This is a genomic window from Methylobacterium sp. J-070, from assembly GCF_022829385.1.
Lineage (GTDB): Bacteria > Pseudomonadota > Alphaproteobacteria > Rhizobiales > Beijerinckiaceae > Methylobacterium.
In genome coordinates this window covers 221291-239498 of sequence record NZ_JAKSXX010000290.1, presented here as the reverse complement: position 1 = coordinate 239498, position 18208 = coordinate 221291, and the positions used below count along the sequence as shown (strand labels likewise).

16 protein-coding genes, 1 tRNA gene and 1 pseudogene are annotated in these 18208 nt (G+C 72.5%); 7 read left to right on the top strand and 11 right to left on the bottom strand.

The genetic code is table 11. The annotated features are described in order from the left end of the window. Positions 1-2 precede the first annotated feature (2 nt). The 7 genes from nuoF to MKL01_RS33135 are packed head-to-tail and all read right to left on the bottom strand — an operon-like array spanning position 3 to position 5826. Positions 3-1304: an NADH-quinone oxidoreductase subunit NuoF gene (gene nuoF / locus MKL01_RS33165; protein WP_243909411.1), complete on the bottom strand. Its 1302-nt coding sequence runs from the start codon at positions 1302-1304 to the stop codon at positions 3-5. A gap of 12 nt (positions 1305-1316) precedes the next feature. Continuing rightward, positions 1317-1571 (bottom strand): hypothetical protein, encoded by a 255-nt coding sequence (locus MKL01_RS33160; protein WP_243909410.1) that lies wholly within the window; start codon positions 1569-1571, stop codon positions 1317-1319. Positions 1572-1576: 5 nt separating this feature from the next. Further along, positions 1577-2950, bottom strand: coding sequence for an NADH-quinone oxidoreductase subunit NuoE (nuoE, locus tag MKL01_RS33155; RefSeq protein WP_243909409.1), 1374 nt, complete (start codon positions 2948-2950; stop codon positions 1577-1579). Between the two features lie 9 nt (positions 2951-2959). Next, on the bottom strand, positions 2960-4150 hold the full coding sequence (locus tag MKL01_RS33150; RefSeq protein ID WP_243909408.1) for an NADH-quinone oxidoreductase subunit D: 1191 nt from the start codon (positions 4148-4150) through the stop codon (positions 2960-2962). Between the two features lie 16 nt (positions 4151-4166). After that, positions 4167-4817: an NADH-quinone oxidoreductase subunit C gene (locus MKL01_RS33145; RefSeq protein WP_243909407.1), complete on the bottom strand. Its 651-nt coding sequence runs from the start codon at positions 4815-4817 to the stop codon at positions 4167-4169. A 9-nt stretch (positions 4818-4826) separates the two neighbouring features. Then, positions 4827-5420, bottom strand: a complete 594-nt coding sequence (locus tag MKL01_RS33140; protein WP_243909406.1) for a NuoB/complex I 20 kDa subunit family protein — start codon at positions 5418-5420, stop codon at positions 4827-4829. A gap of 40 nt (positions 5421-5460) precedes the next feature. Further along, positions 5461-5826: an NADH-quinone oxidoreductase subunit A gene (locus MKL01_RS33135; RefSeq protein WP_210034424.1), complete on the bottom strand. Its 366-nt coding sequence runs from the start codon at positions 5824-5826 to the stop codon at positions 5461-5463. Positions 5827-6152: 326 nt separating this feature from the next. On the opposite strand from MKL01_RS33135, the gene MKL01_RS33130 reads away from it, so the two are divergent. Further along, positions 6153-6229 (top strand) — tRNA-Asp (locus tag MKL01_RS33130). 102 nt (positions 6230-6331) lie between these two features. Here MKL01_RS33130 and MKL01_RS33125 read toward each other — a convergent pair. Together MKL01_RS33125 and MKL01_RS33120 are read right to left on the bottom strand one after the other, a co-directional pair. Next, complete coding sequence (locus tag MKL01_RS33125) at positions 6332-7237, bottom strand: EamA family transporter (protein ID WP_243909405.1); 906 nt, start codon at positions 7235-7237, stop codon at positions 6332-6334. Between the two features lie 30 nt (positions 7238-7267). Continuing rightward, a complete protein-coding gene (locus tag MKL01_RS33120; RefSeq protein WP_243909404.1) occupies positions 7268-7567 on the bottom strand; it encodes a DUF1127 domain-containing protein in 300 nt (99 codons plus the stop codon). 113 nt (positions 7568-7680) lie between these two features. Here MKL01_RS33120 and MKL01_RS33115 point away from each other — a divergent pair, with 113 nt between their 5' ends. Beyond that, a complete protein-coding gene (locus MKL01_RS33115; protein ID WP_243909403.1) occupies positions 7681-9072 on the top strand; it encodes a PLP-dependent aminotransferase family protein in 1392 nt (463 codons plus the stop codon). Positions 9073-9189: 117 nt separating this feature from the next. Here the strand turns inward: MKL01_RS33115 and MKL01_RS33110 are convergent, their stop codons facing one another. Further along, positions 9190-10515 carry an ATP-binding protein gene (locus tag MKL01_RS33110; RefSeq protein ID WP_243909402.1) on the bottom strand — a complete coding sequence of 442 codons (1326 nt, stop codon included), beginning with the start codon at positions 10513-10515 and terminating at the stop codon, positions 9190-9192. Further along, entirely contained in the window at positions 10515-11180 is a 666-nt protein-coding gene (locus MKL01_RS33105; protein ID WP_243909401.1) for a response regulator transcription factor, read from the bottom strand. Before MKL01_RS33105 ends, MKL01_RS33110 begins: the two co-directional genes overlap by 1 nt. A gap of 478 nt (positions 11181-11658) precedes the next feature. Between MKL01_RS33105 and MKL01_RS33100 the strand changes: the two genes are divergently transcribed. From MKL01_RS33100 to MKL01_RS33080, 5 genes and pseudogenes are all read left to right on the top strand, one after another. Further along, positions 11659-12351 carry a DNA-binding protein gene (locus tag MKL01_RS33100; RefSeq protein WP_243909400.1) on the top strand — a complete coding sequence of 231 codons (693 nt, stop codon included), beginning with the start codon at positions 11659-11661 and terminating at the stop codon, positions 12349-12351. 91 nt (positions 12352-12442) lie between these two features. Beyond that, a complete protein-coding gene (locus MKL01_RS33095) occupies positions 12443-12742 on the top strand; it encodes a hypothetical protein (protein WP_279605052.1) in 300 nt (99 codons plus the stop codon). A gap of 79 nt (positions 12743-12821) precedes the next feature. Beyond that, positions 12822-14573 (top strand): ABC transporter ATP-binding protein, encoded by a 1752-nt coding sequence (locus MKL01_RS33090; RefSeq protein WP_243909398.1) that lies wholly within the window; start codon positions 12822-12824, stop codon positions 14571-14573. A gap of 142 nt (positions 14574-14715) precedes the next feature. Next, on the top strand, positions 14716-15591 hold the full coding sequence (locus MKL01_RS33085) for an aldose 1-epimerase family protein (RefSeq protein WP_243909397.1): 876 nt from the start codon (positions 14716-14718) through the stop codon (positions 15589-15591). Between the two features lie 3 nt (positions 15592-15594). Then, positions 15595-16290 (top strand): annotated as a pseudogene (locus tag MKL01_RS33080) (uroporphyrinogen-III synthase); the annotation flags it as partial. Positions 16291-18208 lie beyond the last annotated feature (1918 nt).

Below are 18208 nucleotides of genomic sequence, written 5' to 3'. Positions count from 1 at the left end.
GCCTACTCCGCGGCCATGGGCACAGGCTCGCTGTGCGGGTTGGCGGTGTAGCGGTCGATCCGCTTCTCGATCTCGGGGCGGAAATGCCGGATCAGGCCCTGGATCGGCCACGCCGCGGCGTCGCCCAGCGCGCAGATCGTGTGGCCCTCGATCTGCTTGGTGACCTCGAACAGCATGTCGATCTCGCGCTTCTGGGCGCGGCCCTCGGTCATGCGCTGCATCACCCGCCACATCCAGCCGGTGCCCTCCCGGCAGGGCGTGCACTGGCCGCACGACTCGTGCTTGTAGAAGTACGAGATCCGGGTGATCGCCGCGACGATGTCGGTGGACCTGTCGAGCACGATCACCGCCGCCGTGCCGAGGCCCGAGCCGAGGTTGCGCAGGGTGTCGAAGTCCATCTTGGCGTCGACGATCTGCTCGGCCGGCACCAGCGGCACCGACGATCCGCCGGGGATGGAGCACAGGAGGTTGTCCCAGCCGCCGCGCATGCCGCCGCAATGGCGGTCGATGAGTTCGCGGAAGGTGATGCCCATCTCCTCCTCGACGTTGCAGGGCTTGTTGACGTGCCCCGAGACGCAGAAGAGCTTGGTGCCGGTGTTGTTCTTGCCCCCGAGCCCGGCGAACCACGCGCCGCCCCGGCGCAGGATCGTGCCCGCCACCGCGATCGACTCGACGTTGTTGACCGTCGTCGGGCAGCCGTAGAGGCCCATATTGGCCGGGAACGGCGGCTTCAGCCGCGGCATCCCCTTCTTGCCCTCCAGGCTCTCGATGAGGGCCGTCTCCTCGCCGCAGATATAGGCCCCGGCGCCGTGGTGGACGTAGATGTCGAAGGGAAAGTCGTGCACGTTCGACTGGCCGACGAGGCGGGCCGCGTAGGCCTCGTCCACGGCCTTCTGGAGCGCGTGCTTCTCGGCGACGTACTCGCCGCGGATGTAGACGTAGCAGGCATGCGCGCCCATGGCGAAGCAGGCCAGCATGCAGCCCTCGATCAGGAGATGCGGATCGTGCCGCATGATCTCCCGGTCCTTGCAGGTGCCGGGCTCCGATTCGTCGGCGTTGACCACGAGGTAGTGCGGCCGCCCGTCCGACTTCTTGGGCATGAACGACCACTTCAGGCCGGTGGGGAAGCCCGCGCCGCCGCGGCCGCGCAGGCCCGAGGCCTTCATCTCCTCGATGATCCAGTCGCGGCCCTGCTCCAGGAGGAACTTGGTCCCGTCCCAGGCGCCGCGCTTCTTGGCGGCCTCCAGGCCCGGCGACTGCAGGCCGTAGAGGTTGGTGAAGATGCGATCCTGATCCGACAGCATGTGCTTCGTCCCTCAGCTGACCGGAGCGTCGGTGATGTCGAGGCGGCGCTCGATGCGGGCGAGCCGCGAATCGAGGGCGCCGAACGTCTCGTAGAGGTTGCCGATATCGGTCTGCACGGCGTTCATCTGGAGCTGCTGCGCCTGCTGGTTGCCGCGCACGCCCTTCAACTCGCCGCGCACCTCGCGCAGACCCTCTTCCATGTTGCCCGGACGCGCCTGCACGGCCTTCAGAACTTCGTAGATCAGCTCGTGCGTCACGGCGGCCATGGCGGTCACGCTCCCGTGCCCGACAGGGTCTTGGCCTGCCCGACCCAGTCCTCGCGGTCGATGCGACCCGGGAACGCGAGGTAGGTGCCGACCCAGGCGATCTCGTCGCGGGTCCAGACGGCGATCTGGTCGAAATGGTAGATGCCGAGCCCGTTCAGGCGCTGGCTGTTGCCCGGGCCGATCCCCCTGATCCGGGTGAGATCGTCCGGCTGCCCGGCACGGGCGCCCTCCAGCCCCGGCGGGCGCTTGCCGACCGCGTCGGCCTTCTGCTCGGGGCTCGCATCCTTCGGCAGCGCCGCGAGCGCGCCGGCGACGCGGGCCTCCTCGGCCTCCGCGGCGACCTCGGTCTCGCTGGCGCCGGAGGCTTCCGGCTGCTGCGGGACCGCGTCGCGGGCCGGCGCTTCCTGGTGGCCCTGCTCGCCGGCGGCCGGCTCGCCTTCGGCGACGCGCTTGGCCGGCGAGTCGAGCACATCCGCGTCGCCCGGGCGGGCGGCGCCGTGCTTGGCGGTCGAGCGGCCGCGCTCGGCGGCGTCGGCGCGATCCTCCGGCTTGACGGGTTCCTCGCCGTTGGCGGCGCGCTGGGCCGGGGCATCGCTCACGGTCCGCTCGACCGGACGGCCGGCATCGGGCCGGGCCGGCTTCGGGTTCGTGGCGGCCTGCTGCGCGCTGGCGGCCGCCTCGCCGGTCTTGGAGACCGGATTGGCGGCGGGCTCCTCGGCCTTGCCGGCCTCCTCGAAGCGCTTGCGCCACGCGCCGACCCGCGATCCGTCGTAGAGCGTCGGGTCGATGAGCGTGTTCGCGCCGCCCAGGGGCTCCGAGGAGACGCGGCCGGTCTGCGAGCCGATCTTGACGGGCCGGCCGGCCGCGAGGTCGTCCATGAGCTGCCCGAGCGTTTCGGGCGTCAGGTCCTCGTAATAGTCCTGGTTGATCTGCACCATCGGCGCGTTGCAGCAGGCGCCCAGGCACTCGACCTCGAGCCAGGAGAACGTGCCGTCCGCCGAGACGTGTCCGGGCGGCCCGAGCCGGGCCTGGAGCATCTCCTTGAGCCCGCGCGCGCCGCAGGAATCGCACGGCACCGTGCCGCAGACCTGGATCCAGTAGCGCCCCACCGGCTCCAGGGCGAACATCGTGTAGAAGGTCGCCACCTCCAGCACGCGGATGTTGGGCATGCCGAGCTCGGCCGCCACCGCCTCGATGGCCGCCCGCGGCAGCCAGCCGCCGTTCTGCTCCTGCGCCTTCCACAGGAGCGGGATCACCGCGGAGGCCTGCCGGCCCTCCGGGTACTTGGCGATCTGGGTCTTCGCCCATTCGGCGTTCTCCGAGGAGAACGCGAAGCTGGCGGGCTGCTCCGACGCGGGGGCGAGTCTGCGGTTTGCCATCGCTCTGTCTTATCGATCCACTTCGCCGAACACGATGTCGAGGGTGCCGAGCACGCACGACACGTCGGCCAGAAGGTGCCCCCGGCACATCCAGTCCATCGCCTGCAGATGGGCGAAGCCCGGCGCGCGGATCTTGCAGCGGTACGGCTTGTTGGTCCCGTCCGAGACCAGATAGACGCCGAACTCGCCCTTCGGCGCTTCCACGGCGGCGTAGACCTCGCCCTCGGGAACGTGGAAACCCTCGGTGTAGAGCTTGAAGTGGTGGATGAGCGCTTCCATCGAGCGCTTCATCTCGCGGCGCGGCGGCGGCGCGAACTTGCCGTCGAGCGCCGCGATCGGACCCTGGCCGGCGGGCTCGCGCAGCTTGGCGCAGCACTGCTTCATGATCTTCACCGATTCCCGCATCTCCTCCATGCGGATCACCTGACGGTCGTAGGTGTCGCCGTTCCGGCCGACCGGCACGTCGAAGTCCATCTCCTCGTAGCACTCGTAGGGCTGCGCCTTGCGCAGGTCCCACGGGATGCCCGACCCGCGCAGCATGACGCCGGAGAAGCCCCATTCCATGCACTCGTCGACCGAGACGATGCCGATGTCGACGTTGCGCTGCTTGAAGATGCGGTTGGCCATGACGAGGTCGTCGAGATCCTGTACGACCTGCAGGAACGGGTCGCAGAACGCGTCGATGTCGTCGATCAGCTTCGGCGGCAGGTCCTGGTGGACGCCGCCCGGCCGGAAGTAGTTGGCGTGGAGCCGGGCGCCGCTCGCCCGCTCGTAGAAGATCATCAGCTTCTCGCGCTCCTCGAAGCCCCAGAGCGGGGGCGTGAGCGCGCCGACATCCATCGCCTGCGTGGTGACGTTGAGCAGGTGCGACAGGAGGCGGCCGATCTCGCAGAACAGGACGCGGATCAGCTGCGCCCGCCGCGGCACCGTGATCCCGGCGAGCTTCTCGATCGCCAGGCAGAAGGCGTGCTCCTGGTTCATCGGCGACACGTAGTCGAGCCGGTCGAAATAGGGCGTCGCCTGCAGGTAGGTCTTGTGCTCGATGAGCTTCTCGGTGCCGCGGTGCAGCAGGCCGATATGCGGATCGACGCGCTCGACCACCTCGCCGTCCAGCTCCAGCACGAGGCGCAGCACGCCGTGCGCCGCCGGGTGCTGCGGGCCGAAGTTGATCGCGAAGTTGCGGATGTTGTGTTCTGTCACTGACAGTCTCCGCTGCTCAGGCCGACGTCTTCTTCTCGTCTCCGGGCAGCACGTAGTCGGTGCCTTCCCACGGGGACAGGAAGTCGAAGTTGCGGAATTCTTGGGTGAGCTGGACAGGCTCGTAGACCACCCGCGCCTCGTCCTGGTCGTACCGGACCTCGACGAAGCCGGTGAGCGGGAAGTCCTTGCGCAGGGGGTGCCCCTCGAAGCCGTAATCGGTGAGCAGGCGGCGCAGGTCCGGATGGCCCGAGAACAGGATCCCGTAGAGGTCGTAGGTCTCGCGCTCGTACCAGTTGGCCGCCGGGAACACCTCGATCGCCGAGGGGACCGGCGTCACCTCGTCGGTCTGCACCTTCACCCGGACGCGCGCGTTGTGGCGCAGCGACAGCAGGTGATAGACCACGTCAAAGCGCTTCTCGCGCTGCGGATAGTCCGCACCGCAGATGTCGATGAAGCTGCGGAACGCGCAGGCCGGGTCGTCGCGCAGATAGGTCAGCGCGAAGACGATGTCGGAGGCCTGGACCATCAGCGTCAGCTCGCCGAACGCCAGGGTGTGCGACACCACCGCCGGGCCGAGCGCGCCGACGATGCGCTCGGCCATCGTCGTCAGCGCCGCTTCGCCGCTCTCGGGCTGCGTGTGGGACAGGATCGAGATGCCGTTCGTCATCGCCGCTCCTCAGCGCTCGATCGTGCCGGTGCGGCGGATCTTCTTCTGCAGCAGCAGCACGCCGTAGAGCAGCGCCTCGGCGGTGGGCGGGCAGCCGGGCACGTAGATGTCCACCGGCACCACCCGGTCGCAGCCGCGCACCACCGAATACGAGTAGTGGTAGTAGCCGCCGCCGTTGGCGCAGGACCCCATCGAGATGACGTAGCGCGGCTCCGGCATCTGGTCGTAGACCTTGCGCAGCGCCGGGGCCATCTTGTTGGTCAGGGTGCCGGCGACGATCATCACGTCGGACTGGCGCGGCGAGCCGCGGGGCGCGAAGCCGAAACGCTCGCAATCGTAGCGCGGCATCGACATCTGCATCATCTCGACCGCGCAGCAGGCGAGCCCGAAGGTCATCCACATCAGCGAGCCGGTGCGGGCCCAGTTGATCAGCTCGTCCGTGGTGGTGAGCAGGAAGCCCCGGTCGGCCAGCTCGTCGCTGATCGACAGGAAGGTCGGGTCGTCGGCGCCGATCGGACGGCCGGTGTTGGGATCGATGAGCCCCTTCGGCTGGGGCACGATCGCCGGGGCGCGGGATGGGGTGGTGTCGGTGATCAGGGCCATCGGCGACTCGAAATCCGGTGCGGGCGGGGGCTGACGGGACTCAATCCCATTCGAGGGCGCCCTTGCGCCACTCGTAGACGAAACCGACGGTCAGCACGCCCAGGAAGACCATCATCGACCAGAAGCCGAACCAGCCCAGATCTCCGAAGGTGATCGCCCAGGGGAACAGGAACGCGACCTCGAGGTCGAAGATGATGAACAGGATGGCCACGAGGTAGAAGCGCACGTCGAACTTCATGCGCGCGTCGTCGAAGGCGTTGAAGCCGCATTCGTAGGCCGAGAGCTTCTCCGGATCGGGGCTCTTGAAGGCGACCAGGAACGGCACGACCAGCAGCGCCGTGGCGATGAAAAGCGCCACGCCGATGAACACGATGAGCGGCAGGTAATCCGCCAACAATCCGGTCATGCCAGGGCCTCGCGAGACGTAGAAAACCGCGGTGCGACGCCGACCCGGACTCGCCCGTGGAATTGTTCTTATGCCAGGATGCGCGCGGCCGGAGGCTTAGTCGAGCCGCCGGCCCGTGACAATGGCTTGTCGCGTCGCACAATGCGTGCTGTCCGCCGACTGTGAGATGGGGGCGGGCGGCATGCCTGCAACACGACGGAAGCGCGCAGGTCCCCCCGGTCGGCACGGCGACGAATCCGGGCCGGATGCGCTTGACAGGTTCCGAGGCGGCCCATAAACCCCGCCCCGTCGCCGGGCGAAACGCCCCTTCGAGGCGACCACGCCGTGCGGGCGTAGCTCAGTTGGTTAGAGTGCCGGCCTGTCACGCCGGAGGTCGCGGGTTCGAGCCCCGTCGCCCGCGCCACGTTCCTCCTCCACAACACGATTGACCCCGATCAGCCGGCCGCCGGTCGCCTTGACGTCCGCCGCGGGGTCGACCCTGTGCAGGCGGGCATCGGGCCGAGGATCACGCCACCGTGGACGGCGCCGTGGTCTCAGACGCGGCGGAGGCAGCGGGGGCGGACCGGCCGCCGCGAAGGCTCAGGGCGATCCCGACCAGGATGAGGCTGCCGCCGGCCAGGATGTCGGTGCTCAGAGGCTCCCCCAGGACCAAGTGCGTGCTCAGGATGCCCGCCACCGGCACGAGTAGCGCGAAGGGGGTCACCGTGGCCGCCGGGTATCGGGTCAGGAGCCGGCTCCAGAGGCCGAAGGCGAGGAGCGTCGTCGGATAGGCCTGGAAGGCGATCGACGCGATTGCCACCCAACTCGGATGCGACAGGGAATCGAGGGCGCCGCGTCCCTCCGTCAGCAGCGACAGGGCCAGCAGCGGCGGCGTGGTGGCGAGGCTGCCCCAGACCATCAGGGCGAGCATGTCGACGCGGCCGATCCGCTTCGCGATGATGTTGGCGCAGGCCCAGGCCAGCGCCGCCCCGACCACCATCAGCAGCGGTCCCGCCGGGGCGCCCCCGCCCCGTCCGAGCCCCACCGCGGCGACACCGGACAGCGCGATGGCGCCGCCGAGCAGTTGCAGGCCCCGCGGCCGCTCCTTCAGGAACAGCCAGGCCAGCACCACGGTGAACGGCACCTGGACCTGGATCAGCAGCGAGGACAGCCCGGCCGGCATCCCGAGCCGCAGCGCCGTGAACAGCAGCCCGAACTGGCCGACCCCCAGCGCCAGCCCGAACGCGACCACGAGGGCGAGCGGAGCCCGGGGCGGTCGGATCACCAGGACCGCCGGCAGCGCCGCGAAGGCAAAGCGCAGCGCGCTCAGCATCAGCGGCGGGACCGTCTCCAGGCCCACCTTGATGGCGACGAAGTTCACACCGAGGATCGTGACCACCAGGAGAGCGGCCAGCCCGTCACGCAACGTCATTCCGTCGATCCTAGGCCCCTGTCCGGCCAATCACCACCGCCGTGCCCCCGCGCGGGCATGGCGGCGCTCGTCGCGGCGGCCCACCAGCAACGCGATGGCGTCGTCGCCGTTCGGCACGCCGGCATCCGCCACGTCCTGCGGCGTCAGCCCGATATCCTTCAGCTCCCGTGCCGACAGGCTCGAGAGGCGCTGCAGCACGCGCCGGTTCATCGCCGCGCGCGACAGGTCGGCCCGCAGCTCGGCGCCGAACGCGGCGACGCGCGCGGCCGCCCGGGCGATCCACGGCGTCCGGACTTCGGCTCCGGCGGTCTCGGTGAGGCAACGGTCCATGATCCCCTCCTCCATGTCTCTGGGGCCGGGCGATCCTGGACCGCCGGGGCTGGCGGCGACAGGAACACTTCGGTACGGTTCCGAAGAATTGTCCGGCCGAATGAGCAGTACGGATGGCGATCGGAGCGAACAGTCCCGGGACCCGCGTCGAGGCCGTGGCGGGCGAGATCCGGACGCGGATCGCGGCGCGGCGGCTGGTCCCGGGGGTGCGGATCCCGTCGGTGCGCGCCTTCGCCGACACGATGGGCGTGTCGAAATCCACGGTCGTGGAGGCCTACGAGCGCCTCGCCGCCGAGGGCGCCGTCGTGGCCCGTCCGGGCTCGGGCTTCTACGTCGCCGGCAAGACCCGGCCGCTCTCGCTCCAGGCGATGGGCCCCCGGCTCGACCGGATCGTCGATCCGCTCTGGATCACCCGGCAGGCGCAGCAGGCCGGGGCCGACCAGCTGAAGCCCGGGGCCGGCTGGCTGCCCGATTCGTGGATGCCCCACGAGGCGATCCGGCGCGGCCTGCGCCGGGTGGCCCGGGCCACCCGCGCCGAGATGACCGACTACGACCGGCCGCTGGGCTACGCGCCCCTGCGCCATCAGATCGCCCGCAAGGTCGGCGAGAAGGGCGTCGGCGCCGAGACAGACCAGATCGTGCTGGTCGAATCGGCCACGCAGGCGCTGGACCTCGTCTGCCGCTTCCTGCTCCAGCCCGGCGATACCGTGCTGGTGGACGACCCGTGCTATTTCAACTTCCTGGCGCTGCTGCGCGCCCACCGGGTCGCGGTGGTCGGCGTGCCGATGACCCCGGAGGGGCCGGACCTGCCGGCGCTCGCCGCCCGGCTGGAGCGGCACCGGCCGCGCTTCTACCTGACCAACGCGGCGCTACAGAACCCCACCGGCACGAGCCTCGCGCCCACCGTGGCGCACCGGCTGCTGAAGCTGTGCGAGGCGCACGACACGCTCATCGTGGAGGACGAGATCTTCGGCGACCTGGAGCCGGAGGCCGCCCCGCGGCTCGCCGGCTTCGACGGGCTGGAACGGGTAATCCAGATCGGCAGCTTCTCGAAGACCCTGTCGGCGGCGGCGCGCTGCGGCTGGATCGCGCTCCGGGCCGACTGGGTCGAGCCGCTGGTCGATCTCAAGCTGGCGCTCAGCCTCGGCAACGGCCACGTCACCGCGGCCCTGGTGCACACGCTGATCACCGAGGGGGCCTATCGCCGGCACCTCGCCGAGACCCGCCGCCGGATCGCCGGCGCGATGGTGCAGGCCTCCGCGGAGCTGCGCGCCTGTGGCCTCGAGCCCTGGGCGCAGCCCCGGGGCGGCTTCTTCCTGTGGATGCGCCTGCCGGACGGGCGCGACGGGGCCGAGGTCGCCCGCCGGGCGCTGGCCCGCGGCATGGTCCTGGCGCCGGGGACCTCCTTCAGCCTGTCCGACGCCTGGAACGGCTACATGCGCTTCAACGTGGCCCACTGCACCGACCCGCGCATCCGGCCGATCCTGCGGGAGGCGTTGGGTTGAGCCGCGCGGAAGCACGAACCTTTGGAAGGTGTGGCTCGTCGGCGGGGTCGGGGCGTAGCCCCGATGCATCGGGCGGGGCCCGGCCTCGGTTCTCGTCCGAGAGCAGGATCCCGAGCCTCACGCCGGCACGTGCAGCTCCGCCCGCAGGCCGCCGAGATCCGAGCGCCCGAGGGTCAGGCCGCCGCCGTAGAGCTCGGCGAGCTCCAGCGTGATCGGCAGTCCGAAGCCGTGGCCCGGCACGCCCTCGTCGAGGCGCCGGCCCCGCGCCATCACGGCCTCGACGGCGACGGCGTCGAGACCCGGGCCCTCATCCTCGACCCGCACCTGCACGATCCCCCCCTGCACGGAGGCCGCGACGCGCACCCGGGTCCGGCACCAGCGGCAGGCATTGTCCACGAGATTGCCCAGCATCTCGTCGAGATCCTGGGCCTCGCAGGCGGCGGACAGGTCATCCGGTACGGCAAGATCGAGCGCCACGCCCTTCTCGGCGTAGAGGCGCGCCAGCGCGTCGCGCAGGTCCGCGAGCCGCGGTGCCAGCGGGGTCCGGGACCGGGCGGAGCCGGCGAGCGCCGCGGCCCGGGCCCGGCGCAGGTGATGGCGCACGCGGCGGTCCATATCCTCGACCTGCAGGCGCAGCGCGCCGTCCGGGTCGCGGGCGGGGTCGGCGAGCGCCATCGACAGGGTCGCGAGCGGCGTCTTGAGGGCGTGGGCGAGGTTGGCGACGTGGCCCCGGGCCCGCTCCAGGTTGCGGGCGTTCTGGTCGAGGAGCCCGTTGAGTTCCGCCACCATCGGGGCGATCTCGGCGGGCTGGTCCGCCGGGACCCGCTCGCGCGTGCCCGCCCGCACCGCCGCGAGGTCCGCGCGCAGCCGGCTCAGCGGCGCGAGACCGACGCGCACCTGGAAGGCCAGGCCGCCGAACAGGCAGAGACCGAGCACACCGAGCGCCAGGGCGAGGCTCGTCAGCGCCTCCCGCAGCGGCCCGCGCAGCTCGCCCTCCGGTGCCGCCACCACGATCGTCGCCCGGGGCGGCCCGGGCAGCGAGAGCACGCGGGCGACGAGCGGCTCGCCCCTTGGCCCGGTTCCCGAGGCCGGGTGCGGGCGGCCGGGATCGTCCTCCGGCCCCGGATCGGACAGGCGGATGTCCCCGCCGCGCAGCGAGCCGGAGCGGACCGTCTCGGACCCGCGCCGCACCTCCCAGGCCCAGCCGGGGCCGGGCCGGTCGTAGGGCGGCGCGTCGAGGCTCTGGGTCAGGATCCCGGCCTCGAGCCCGGCCCGCAGGGCGACGATCTGCGCGTCGAGCCGCCCGTCGATCTGCCCGCGCGCGAACCGGTGCAGGATCACCCCGATGGCGAGTCCCGCCACCACCAAAGCCGCCAGGACCAGGACCAGGGCGGCGGCGAGCAGCCGGGTGCGGAGCGAGCGGCGCGGCGTCCCGGCCGCCATCAGGCCGGGTCCGCGTGGAGGCGGTAGCCGTGGCCGCGCACGCTCTCGATCCGCGCCGGCGCGATCTTCCGGCGCAGACGGGTGATGATCACCTCCACGGAGTTCGAATCGACATCCGCGTCGCCCTCGTAGACCCGCTCGATCAGGTGCGGGCGCGGCACGACCGTCTCGCGGTTCAGCATCAGGCAGGACAGAACCCGCCATTCCAGCCCGGTGAGCTTGAGCGGCAGACCCTCGTGCTCGAAGGCGCCGAGACCGGGATCGAAGCTCAGCGGCCCGCAGACGATCCGGCTGGCGCCGCCGCCCTGCGACCGGCGCACCAGGGCGCGCAGGCGGATCACCAGCTCCTCCACCCGGACCGGCTTGACCAGATAGTCGTCCGCCCCGGCCTTGAAGGCCGCGACCTTGTCGCTCCAGCCGTCCCGGGCGGTCAGCACCAGCACCGGCAGGGTCCGCCCGGCCGCCCGCCACGCCCGCAGCACCGAGACGCCGTCGCCCCGCGGCAGGCCGAGGTCGAGCACGACGGCGTCGTAGCCCTCGGTCTCCCCGAGATGCTGGGCATCCACGCCGCTGGCGGCTTGGTCGAGCACGAAGTTCTCCGCGCGCAGGACCTTGGCCACCTCGGCGGACAGCGCCGCGTCGTCCTCCACCAGCAGGATCTTCACCGGCTCCCCCTCCTACACGGGCCCACGCCCGGCCGTCGGTCGTCGCACCCCGGCCTTCCCGGAGGATGGGCCCGCTCTCTCCGTCATCGCGGGCGGAGCGGAGACACCCAGGCCGGCGCATCCTCCGAGCGGGTGCCGCGACCGGATGGCTTCGCGCCGCCCGCAGAGACGGCGGTGCCGAAGCCGTCGGCATCCCCCAGCCCCACCGTCGCGGTCCAGCCCCAAACCCAACGGCGCCAGCACCTTGGCGGCGGGTCCTCGTGTGGCCCGGCATGACGGACGGGTGCGGGCTCCGATCGGTCGGCCGGCCTCAGCCCGCGCTGCCAAGTCCTTGAGCACGCACGGGTTCCGTGGGGTACGCACTAGCGGGCCGGATTTAACCGGGGCTGAACCGGCCGGTTCAGTCCGGATTGCCGGGGGCGCCTTACGAAAGGGGGCATCGGATCGAACGGATCCGGACCATTTGAAGGACGAGACCATGAGCGATGACAAGACCATCGACGGCACCGCCCACGAGATCCGCGGGCCCGCCGCCGGACCCGAAGGCCCGCGCCGGATCGCGGTTCCCCGGCGGACCTGGGTGGTGGGCGCCGTCGCGGCGCCCCTGATGCTGGGTGCCGTGGGCCTGTCCCTGGCCCAGGGCACGACGTTCCAGCCGACGCCGGTGGAGCCGGTGGCGATCCAGGCGCTCGCTCCCTCCGGCGCCACCGCCGTCAGGGGAACGGTCGCCGAGATTTTCGGCAACAAGTTCGTGGTCCAGGACGGGACCGGACGGGCGCTGGTCGAGACGGGCCGCGAGGGCGAGGGCGGCGGCCTCGTCGCCAAGGGCGAGGCCGTGACCGTGCAGGGCCGGTTTGACGAGGGCTTCCTGCATGCCAGCGTCCTCACCCACGGCGACGGACGCAAGGTCCTCCTCGGCCCGGCCGGCGGTCCGGCGACGGGCAGCCTGGACTGGGCGAAGGACCGGCTCGGTCTCGGGACGAAGCCCGACCTCGCCGCCCTGACGGCCACGGTCCAGGCGGCGGGCTACAGCGACATGCGCGTCACCGGCCGCGGCCCGCGCCACCTGGAGGTCGCCGCCAGGGACCGGGACGGGCGCGAGCATCAGCTCCACGTCGGCTTCGACGGCCAGGTCCGCGAGCGGCCCGGGCGCGAGCGGCCGATGCTGTGACCCGGCGCCGGGGCGGACGGGCATGCAACCCTTCCCGCCCTGCCGCGTCCTCCTGTCTCTCACCCGGCAGGAGGTACGCGACGTGGAGCCGATGAAACCGAAGGAACCCATGAAGCCCATGGAACCCATGAAGCCGATGAAGGGCATGGAGCCGTTCTGGCCCAAGGACCTCGGCGATCCGTCCACCAGCGGCTCGCAGAACGGGATGAAATACGCGTTCTTCCCGGACAAGCAGCGCCTGGTGATCGAGCGCGACGGACAGGTCTCCACCTACGACAGCGGCGATCACCGGATCGGCGGCGTGTCGCAGGCGGACGGGGCCTCGAAGACCCTGACCTTCTCCAGCCAGAATGGCGACGTGGATCTCGACAAGCTGAAGAAGCTCGGCTGATCCCGTCGTGGACAGGCCCGGGCGTCACCCTTAAGCCCGGGCCTGCCATGCGAGCCGCTCACCGCGAATCCCCGACGCCATGCGCGCGCTGATCGACCTCGTCCGCGCCCTGCGGGCGCCGGACCGGCGGCGCCTCGCCCTGATCGCCCTCGGTCTCGCGGTGGCGGCCCTGCTGGAGGTGGTGGGGGTCGCCGCGGTGATCCCGTTCCTGACGCTGGTCGGGGACCCCGCGGCGGCGACCCGCATCCCCTACCTGGCCCAGGCCCGGGCCGTCCTCGGGCTCGCCGACGAACGGGGCTTCCTGCTGGCGGCCGGCGGCGCGGCCCTCGCGGCGATCCTAGTCACCGCGCTGGTCAATGCCGGGCTGACCTACGCCCAGCTCCGGTTCACGCATCTGGCCGGCTACGGCTTCAGCCGGCGGCTGCTGTTCCGCTATCTCGACCGGGAGCGTCTGTTCTTCGCGCAGGCCAACAGCGCCGAACTCGCCAAGAACGTGCTGTCCGAGACCGACCGGCTGGTGGTCGGCGCCCTCACGCCCGCCACCGTGCTGGCCTCGCGGGCGAGTTCGGCGCTCGCGGTGATCGCCTTCCTGCTGGCCTACGCGCCGCAGCTCGCGCTGATCCTCGGCGGCGGCTTCGGGGGGCTCTACGTCGGCATCTACATGGTCATGCGGGCCCGGCTCGCCCGGCTGGGCACCCGCACGGTGGCCGACAACGAGGCGCGCTTCCGCATCGTGCAGGAGACCTTCGGGGCGCTCACCGAGCTGAAGCTCTACGGGCGCGCGGCGGCCTTCGCGGGCCGGTTCGACGCCCCGGCCCGCGCCTACGCCATCGCCACCGCGGAGAGCCAGCTCACCGGCCAGATGCCGCGCTTCGTCATTGAGGCCCTGGCCTTCGGCGGCGTGATCGTGGTGGTGCTGTTCGCGCTGGCGCAGGGGCTCGACGTCGCCGGGATCCTGCCGCTGCTCGGCCTGTTCGCCTTCGCGGGCTACCGCATGCTCCCGGCCTTCCAGAACATCTTCACCTCGGTGGCGCTGATGCGCTTCACCCTGCCGGCGGTGCGGGCGATCGTCGACGAACTCGCCGACGAGCGCGACCCCCTGCCCCGCACCGCCGAGCGTCTGCCCTTCACGAAGGCGATCCGGCTCGAAGGCATCGGCTTCGCGTACGGCGCCGGCCGGTCCGCGCTGGCCGGCATCGACCTGACGATCCCGGTCAACACCACGGTCGGGCTCGCCGGCCGCACCGGCTCGGGCAAGACGACCCTGGCGGGGCTGATCCTCGGGGTGCTGAGTCCGAGCGCGGGCCGGATCACCGTGGACGGGTGCGCCCTCGATCCGGACACTCTGCCGGCCTGGCAGAACCGGATCGGCTACGTGCCCCAGGAGGTCTTCCTGGTGGACGGCACCGTGGCGGAGAACGTCGCGCTGGGGCTCGACACGCCGGATCTCGCCGCCGTCGAGCGGGCGGCGCGGCTCGCCGGCGCCCACGACTTCGTCATGGCCCTGCCGCACGGCTACGGCGAGCGGGTCGGCGAGCGCGGCGCGCGGCTCTCGGGCGGCCAGCGCCAGCGCATCGGCATCGCCCGGGCGCTCTACCACGACCCGGACGTGATCGTGTTCGACGAGGCGACCTCGGCGCTCGACGACGAGACGCAGGGCGCGGTGATGCGGGCCCTGCGGGCGCTGTCTGGGCGTCGCACCCTGATCCTGATCGCCCACCGCCTGTCGACCCTGGAGGGCGCCGACGCGGTGCACGTGCTCGAGGCCGGGAGGCTGGTCGCCTCCGGGCCGCCCGAGACGGTGCTGCCGGGGCTCGGCACGGCGGCGTGAGCCGTCGGGCGCGCGCCCGCAACGCCCCCCCGGCTCACACGCGTGTCCCCGCCGCAGGCCGGCCGAACCGCCGGGTCCGCCACCCTTGCTCCCCGCCCCGCATCCGTTACCTCGGTTCTCCGAGGACCAGCGGGAGAGCCCTGTGAACACGCGCATCGACCTGACCGGTCCGGACGGCACCACCGCCGCGCTCTCGACCCACGGCGCCGAGCCGGTCTCTTGGCGGGTCGGCGGGACCGAATACCTCTGGAGTGGCGATCCGGAGCACTGGAATCGCCACGCGCCCTGGCTGTTCCCGGTGGTGGGCGCCTCGGCCGGCGGTGCGGTGAAGGTCGGGTCGGAGCACTACCCCATGGGCCAGCACGGCTTCGCCCGCGACCTGCCCTTCGCGGTGGTCGAGCGCAGCGCCGACGCGGTGACCCTGCGCCTCACCGACGGGCCGGAGACCCGGGCCCACTACCCCTTCGCGTTCGGGCTCGACGTCGCCGCCCGGGTGCGCGCGGCCGGCCTCGACCTCGACGTGACCGTCACCAATCCCGGCGCCGTGCCCCTTCCCTACGCGCTCGGGTTCCACCCGGCCTTCCCATGGCCCTTCGCGGGCGGGACGCGCGCCCGGGACGGCGGCTACGCGGTGGAATTCGAGCACGCGGAGCGCCCGTTCGCGCCCCAGGTCGGGCCCGGCGGCCTGCTGCTGCGCGACGAGCAGCCGATCCCGTTGACGGGCGCCACGCTGCCCCTCGATCCGGCGCTGTTCACCGAGGCCTTCGTGTTCCGGAACGCGCGAAGCCGCCGGATGCGCTTCACCGGTCCCGGACGGTCGATCCGCATGGAGATGACGGACTTTCCGCATCTGGCGGTCTGGACCAAGCCGACGGCGCCGTTCCTGTCGCTCGAATGCTGGACCGGCTACGCCGACTGGGCGGATTATTCCGGCGCACTCGCCGAGCGCGACTCGCAGCGCCTGCTCGCGCCGGGGCGCGCGGCCCGCCACGGCGTCCGCCTCTCGCTGGAAGGCTAGGCGTTGCGCGTCTGGGTGGCGCGGCCCGAGCCGGGGGCGACGCGGACCGGCGCGGCGCTCGCGGCGCGGGGCCATGCGCCCCTCATCGCGCCGGTCCTCGTGGTGCGTCCCACCGGCGAGCGCCCGCCCCCCGGATCGTTCGACGCGCTGCTCGTCACCAGCGCCCATGCGGTGCCGGCCCTTCAGGACGTCGCGGCCTTGCGCGGCCGACCGGTCTTCGCGGTGGGCGCCCGGACCGCCGCCGTGGCGGTCCGCGCCGGCTTGGGACCGGTGCTGGAAGGGCCGGGCGACGCATCGGGCCTCGCCGCCCTGGTGGTGGATACGCTGCCCCCGGGCGCCCGCCTGCTCCATGCGGCCGGCGCCGAGCGCAAGGCCGAGCCGGCGGCGACCCTCGCGGCCGCCGGGTTCCGGATCGAGACCTTCGTGGCCTACGCGGCGGAGGCGCTGCGCCGGCTGCCGGATCTCGCGGACGGGGCGCTGGCGCGCGGCGGCCTCGATGCCGCCCTGCACTACTCCCGGCGCAGCGCCGCGATCGCCCTCGCGCTGGCGGATGGATCGGGTCACGGCGGAGCTTTCCGCAGCCTGAGGCATTACTGCCTGTCGGCGGATGTCGCCGCACCCCTGGAAGCGGCCGGTGTCCCGGTCCATTTCGTCGCGGCGTGTCCGCGCGAAGCGGAACTGCTCGACGCCCTCGAGCCGAACCGTCTCTCGGGGTGCGGTGACAGGGAGGCCGGGCCGCCGTATCTCGCTCTCGCGCCCGGGGCTACCGCGGTGCATAGGGGGCGCGGCGACGCCGAAGACTTGGAGGACTTGCCCGTGACGCCACCACCCAGCGACGCCGACAAGCCCGGATCCGGCGGCCGGAAGCCGGATCCCGTACCCGGAAGGCCCGGGGCGTCTGGAACGGACGGCCGGCCCGCCGCGCCCGCGGGTGGACGACCGGGTGCGCCCGAGGCCCCGAAGGCGCCTCAGACATCCGCCACCGGGACGCCGCCAAAGCCGGCCGCCGAACAGGTCAGTCCCGCCAAGCCCGGCACGACCGACGCCCCCAAGCCCGAGGCCGTCAAGCCGGGTGGCGCGGAGGGATCGAAGCCGGGTGCGTCCAAGTTCGAACCGGGCAAGCCCGTCGCCGCGACGCCTGAGCCCGCAAGGCCGGAACCGGCGAAGGCCGAGCCCTCCCCGGTCGGCGCGCCGAAGGTCGGGACGCCCACCTCTGAGCCGGCAAAAGCGGCCGCCGCGACGGCATCGACGGCGGCCGGCGTGAAGACCGATCCCCCCAAGCCCGAACCAGCCAAGCCCGAAGCATCCAAGCCCGATCCTGCCAGGACCGAGCCCCCGAAGGCCGGTCAGCCGGGCCCGGGCGCCGCCGCGCAGGCGGGCTCCCGGCCCGGCGGACCCGCGGCGGGCACGGCGTCGACCAGCGCGGTGACGGCCGGCCCGATCATCGACCTGAAGGCCAAGCGGATCCCCGACGCGCCGGCGCCCGGGCGGGAGGGTCCGAAGGAACCGTTCAAGGACGCCGGGAAGGAGCCGCCGAAGGGGCCGGTCCCGGGCGCGGCCTCGGTCCAAGCGCCGAACGTCGCGGCTCCGGCGGCCGGTCGGGCCCGCGCCGGGTTCGGATCGCTCGCCGCCGCCGGTTTGCTCGGCGGGGTGATCGGAGCCGGTCTGCTGTTCGGCGCCGAGAAGGTCGGAATCGGGCAGGATCCCCGCCTGAACGCCGTCGACCAGAAATTGTCTGGCCAGATCGCGACCCTCGACAAACGCTTCGACGGGCTCGCCCCCCGCGACGCCGTCGCAGGCCTCGACAAGCGGGTCGCCTCCGCCGAAGCGACCGCCAAGCAGGCGCTCGACAAGGCCGGCCCGGCGCCGGCCGCGCCGGACGGGCAATCCGCCGGACAGGCGCCGGCCGTGCCGGCGGATCTGGCCGCCCGCCTCGACAGCCTCGACCAGCGCGTCGCCGCGCTGCAGGAGGAGCCCGGCCGCGACCAGCCGGCGGAGTCGAAGCTGAACGCGGTTCAGGACGGCGGCAAGCCGCTCGCCGATCTCGACGCGCGCCTGAAGGCCCTCGAGGAGAACGGCGCCAACAAGGGCGCGGCCGAGGACGTGTCGCAGAAGCTCGCCGCGCTGCAGAGCACGCTGGACGAGAGGACCAGGGCGAATGCCGAGGCCGACGCGGCGCTGGGACAGCGCCTCGACGCCCTCCAGCAGGCCCTCGACGCCCGGGTGAAGGCCGCCACCGAATCGGTGCAGGCGGCGACGCAGGCGAGCCGCACCGCCGCCGAGGCCGGGCAGGCCCAGGCCGCCGAGGCGTCGAAGGCGGTGGACCGACGCCTGCAGGAGCAGGCCGACACGATCGCCGCCCTCGACAGGAGCGTGGCGCAGCGCGCCGAGGCCGGCACCGTGCAGGCGGCCCTCCAGCTTGTGGTGATCGACCGGCTGGCCGCGGCCCTGGAATCCGGCGCGCCCTTCGCCGAGCCCCTGGCGGCCCTGCGCAAGCTCGACCCGGCCACGGACGCCCAGGCCAGGTCTCTCGCGCCCTTCGCCGCGACGGGCGCGCCCACCGCGTCCCAGCTCGCCGACGAGTTCCGGCCGATCGCCGAGCGGATCGCCGCCAAGC

Excerpts from the sequence above, each read along its gene's own strand:
- MKL01_RS33135 (WP_210034424.1), bottom strand. The coding sequence starts at position 5,826 with ATGACCGGATTGTTGGCGGATTACCTGCCGCTCATCGTGTTCATCGGC.
- MKL01_RS33110 (WP_243909402.1), bottom strand. The coding sequence starts at position 10,515 with ATGGCGGCCGGGACGCCGCGCCGCTCGCTCCGCACCCGGCTGCTCGCC.
- MKL01_RS33090 (WP_243909398.1), top strand. The coding sequence starts at position 12,822 with ATGCGCGCGCTGATCGACCTCGTCCGCGCCCTGCGGGCGCCGGACCGG.
- MKL01_RS33140 (WP_243909406.1), bottom strand. The coding sequence starts at position 5,420 with ATGGCCCTGATCACCGACACCACCCCATCCCGCGCCCCGGCGATCGTG.
- nuoE (WP_243909409.1), bottom strand. The coding sequence starts at position 2,950 with ATGGCAAACCGCAGACTCGCCCCCGCGTCGGAGCAGCCCGCCAGCTTC.
- MKL01_RS33115 (WP_243909403.1), top strand. The coding sequence starts at position 7,681 with ATGGCGATCGGAGCGAACAGTCCCGGGACCCGCGTCGAGGCCGTGGCG.
- MKL01_RS33125 (WP_243909405.1), bottom strand. The coding sequence starts at position 7,237 with ATGACGTTGCGTGACGGGCTGGCCGCTCTCCTGGTGGTCACGATCCTC.
- MKL01_RS33160 (WP_243909410.1), bottom strand. The coding sequence starts at position 1,571 with ATGGCCGCCGTGACGCACGAGCTGATCTACGAAGTTCTGAAGGCCGTG.
- MKL01_RS33100 (WP_243909400.1), top strand. The coding sequence starts at position 11,659 with ATGAGCGATGACAAGACCATCGACGGCACCGCCCACGAGATCCGCGGG.
- MKL01_RS33120 (WP_243909404.1), bottom strand. The coding sequence starts at position 7,567 with ATGGACCGTTGCCTCACCGAGACCGCCGGAGCCGAAGTCCGGACGCCG.
- MKL01_RS33095 (WP_279605052.1), top strand. The coding sequence starts at position 12,443 with ATGAAACCGAAGGAACCCATGAAGCCCATGGAACCCATGAAGCCGATG.
- MKL01_RS33145 (WP_243909407.1), bottom strand. The coding sequence starts at position 4,817 with ATGACGAACGGCATCTCGATCCTGTCCCACACGCAGCCCGAGAGCGGC.
- nuoF (WP_243909411.1), bottom strand. The coding sequence starts at position 1,304 with ATGCTGTCGGATCAGGATCGCATCTTCACCAACCTCTACGGCCTGCAG.